The organism is Acinetobacter sp. RUH 2624 (assembly GCF_000162375.2).
In the GTDB taxonomy this organism is placed as follows: Bacteria; Pseudomonadota; Gammaproteobacteria; order Pseudomonadales; family Moraxellaceae; genus Acinetobacter; species Acinetobacter nosocomialis.
Genome location: NZ_KI391942.1, coordinates 12,400 through 16,301, shown reverse-complemented (window position 1 = coordinate 16,301; position 3,902 = coordinate 12,400). Strand labels below are relative to the sequence as shown.

Sequence of the window (3,902 nt, the reverse complement as noted above, 5' to 3'; positions counted from 1 at the left end):
CGGTGCAGTCGGTGCAGTCGGTGCAGTCGGTGCAGTCGGTGCAGTCGGTGCAGTATTTAATTTTTTTGTAGGATGTGGTTCAAACTTTTTAAACTCTTTTGAATTCTGAACATTTTCTTTAGATGCTTCTTGAACAGGTGTAGCATTTACATGCGGTTGTACAACTTGTTTTGGTGCTTCTACTTTACTCTTGGATTGCTTTTGTTCTACTTTTTTACTGGGTACAATCATTGGACGACCATCTGGACCAATGATTGTAAAGAAACCATCTGCATAAGATACAGAAACGCTTGCTACCGCAATACATAAAGTCGAGATAGCAAATTTAGGTCGAAACATCGATTTATATTGTTTTACCATTTTGTTCTATAGCTCAAACCAAGCACTGTGATTTTTGTATTCGTTTTTACATCTAGGCCCGAATAAGGGTTTAATAAAATATTATCGACACCACACTTATTCGACAATGTACTCGTACAGGCTGGAATATTGTCACGACTACGCAAGAAACCCACTGAAAGGTCTAGATCTGTATCTGCGTCAAAACGATAACCTAAGCCAAGACCAAATAATTGTGCATTATTGATCGGAACCATGGTATTACGTTTATCATCAGGTATCGAACTAGCTCGAGGCTCGTAACCGGCCCTTAATTTCAAACGATCGGTTGCTGAATATTCAAGACCAATTCCCCAACTCCACGGCGAGGTAAATTTCAATGGCAATGCCAATGAATTATCGGTAACGTCATTAGATAAAAGCTTAGCCACTTTTAATAGCGTAATTTGACGGTCGAACTCAAACTTAAACTTATTCCAAGCAGAATAGTCAGTCCATCCTACGTCAAAATTAACTTGCAAATCGGGTAAGATTTTATACTTAATACCTGCTTGAAAATGTGCAGGGTATTCAAGATCCATAGCGACTAAACCAGACTCAATATTAGGTACATTGCCCGGTAGACCTAGAATTGCAGCTAAAATTTGTCCTGTAGCAGATGAGTTAAGACCCTTGATAAGTTCTTGAGGTGCTCTGGCATTATCAATCATATACTTGCCTTTTAAACGCATTTTGGCAGCACTTTGATAAACCATACCAAAGCCAAAATCATCAGTTGGCTCCCAGAGTAAACCTAAGTTATAACTTGGGCTTAATGATTGTTCTAAAGACACTTGTAATGCACCCATTTTATTAAATGGATTCATGCCTTCTTGAGCATTACACATACCAAATAATAGTAAGTCCGTAATCATGTCACTATTATTTTTAAAAGGTGCACATACCACTTCATCAACCATACGCAATACACCAATCATCTCATTGGGAAAACGTAGATCGGTTTTCAGTGCGATCGCGTTATAGGACATTCCTACTGAAGCACCAAGTGATAAATGGTCATTTACTTGATAACCAAAAGATGGTGATAAATAGGTAATTCTCTCTACTGCAACTTGCTGCCCCATATAGTTACCAGGGTTACCATTCTCTGCTCCAAACCCTGCTACCAAGGGTGCATATACTGCTGTCGCATAAGTAACTTTTGAACCAGGTGGCTTATAGGCGATTCCGGCTGTAGGAGCAACTAGAGGATATCCTGCTCCAAGATCAACCATTTTTTTTAGGATCGGCACATATAAGCTTGCGTACTCGACGTCACCATGCACTGTCCCTTTGAAATCTGTACAGATATTAGCAGAAACTTCCGGACCATCATTACAAACGAGAGGGTCATCTGAATAACCAAAAATGTTATAACCAGGGGGCGCAGAAAACTCACGCTGAATATCAAAGTTAGCAAGAATTCCCTGAACATCGGTTTGCAACCCATCAATTTTTGCTAAGGCTGCGGGGTTAAAATGAACTGCACTAATACCTGGAGGATCTGCAGTTACAGCATTCCCCATCGATAGTGAGCGAATATCAACAGCTAAGTTTTGTCCTAATTGAGCATTGGCAAAGCTAGAAAAACCGGAGATAACAATTGCCGCCGTTAAAGGACATAATTTAGGATATTTCACCTGCTTATCTCCTTATTTTCGTTTTTTATTAAAACCTAAAATATCTAACGGGAACGACAAACCAAGTGAAACATCAGGTGCATCCTCAGTTAAACCAAAGCCAACCGTACCGTTAACAATGGTATCTGGCGAAACACGTACGCCTAAAGCAAAAGCCATCATTGCGCTACTTTGGTCTGGTGATTTATAAGATTCACCATTATTGAATTGGAACTCAGAATTAAAGTTAAAACTTTGCTGATATGACATCGTTAAAGACACGTCATAGTTAAATGAGTACGCAAAACCGAACGAGAACCCACCACTAATCCCTGGATCAAAAGATTCTAAAATACGTGAACCGCGTGCTTGGTTAAGACCACTTTCTTTAAAGCCATAATTGGCAGAAACAGAAGCGAATAGCACAACAGGATCAATATATTTACGAGTACTTGCCCCTACTCCAACTGAGTAATAACCTTTACCTGTTGACAGCTCATCTAAACCAATCTCATAAGGGCTATCACCTGTTTTAGTTGAGACACTACCAAAAAGCACGAGTGGTAAACGCCCTTGCTTTAATGGGAAAGGTTCCCAACGTGCTCCCAAAGAAATATCACCTAAACCCGCTGTGGTTGAATCACTAGCAATATCAGATTTAGCAACAAAAGGTAATGTTGCTGAAAGTGTTAAATTATCTAAAACGCCATATTGCGCAGTAAAACTATTTGTCAAAGTATGTTGAGCTGATGTGTGCTGAAAAAACAGGAGGTTTTAACTTGGTAAACTAAACACACTCATCAGGAGTTTACCATGAGCAAGAAACACAAGACTTACACCACAGAATTTAAAGCTGAAGCCATCAAATTAATTGAAGCCAATCAAGGCAATGTCTCGGAAACAGCTAGACAACTTAGCATTTCAATGCAAACTCTTTCAAATTGGAATACCAAAGCAAAGGCTGGAACTTTAGCAGGTACAAAACAGTATTCACCTGATCTAAACGCTCTACTCGAAGAAAATAAAAAACTCAAACAACAGCTCAAAATAGCTGAAATGGAACGTGAATTTTTAAAAAAGGCAGCAGCGTACTTTGCCAAAGAAAGTCAGTAAGGTACGCCTATATGAAACAAAAAAGATATTCTTTTCCAATTACCTTAATGGCTCGATTACTTCATGTTTCAGTTTCATGTTTTTATGATTGGCTCAAGAGAGGCGTGAGCAAAAGAACGATTCAACGAAATCAACAGACGATATTGGTGAAAATAGCCCATGAGGAGACAAGGCAGAGCTATGGTTATATTCGATTAACCAAATACTTACAAGCTCAGGGTATAAAAATGAGTATGTACGCTGTACGTCAGATAAAAGCGCTGAACCACCTGTATTGTAAGCGACACAAGCGTTTTAAAAGGACTACGAATAGTGACCATAATCGAGCGATCTATGAAAACCTGCTGGAGCAACAATTCTCAATGACTAGACCAAATCAAGCATGGTCAAGTGATATTACGTACATATGGACTGTTGAAGGATGGCTGTATTTAGCAGCGGTAAAAGACCTTTACACGAAGCAAGTGGTTGGCTATAGCTTAAATGAGCGCATGACAACACAGCTTGTTTGTAATGCGCTAAATATGGCTATTCACAATCAAAAACCAACCAAAGAACTGATTGTGCATTCAGACAGAGGAAGTCAATATTGCAGCCATGAATATCGAAATATACTTGAGCAATATGGTTTTCAAGGTTCAATGAGCAAGCGCGGAGACTGTTACGATAATGCACCGATTGAAAGCTTTTGGGGAATACTGAAAAATGAGTTAGTGCATCATGGCTTTGTTGCATAAACATTCAAAAGCTGAGTTCTCCCCAATCCATTCAAATTTAAGACACAACTTGGGT

Annotated in this window: 2 protein-coding genes and 2 pseudogenes; 1 reads left to right on the top strand and 3 read right to left on the bottom strand. The window is 39.2% G+C overall.

The window, feature by feature from the left end:
* The 3 genes and pseudogenes from HMPREF0014_RS26415 to HMPREF0014_RS24835 all read right to left on the bottom strand — a co-directional run.
* Positions 1 to 360: pseudogene (locus HMPREF0014_RS26415) on the bottom strand (protein FilE); the annotation flags it as partial.
* A complete protein-coding gene (locus HMPREF0014_RS24840; protein ID WP_006581518.1) occupies positions 354 to 2,018 on the bottom strand; it encodes an outer membrane protein transport protein in 1,665 nt (554 codons plus the stop codon). The gene HMPREF0014_RS24840 and the pseudogene HMPREF0014_RS26415, both read right to left, overlap by 7 nt.
* Positions 2,019 to 2,030: 12 nt before the next feature.
* Entirely contained in the window at positions 2,031 to 2,765 is a 735-nt protein-coding gene (locus HMPREF0014_RS24835) for a transporter (protein ID WP_082187670.1), read from the bottom strand.
* A gap of 45 nt (positions 2,766 to 2,810) precedes the next feature.
* Here HMPREF0014_RS24835 and HMPREF0014_RS25850 point away from each other — a divergent pair.
* A pseudogene (locus tag HMPREF0014_RS25850) lies at positions 2,811 to 3,832 on the top strand (IS3-like element ISAba22 family transposase); the annotation flags it as partial.
* Between the last annotated feature and the right edge of the window lie 70 nt (positions 3,833 to 3,902).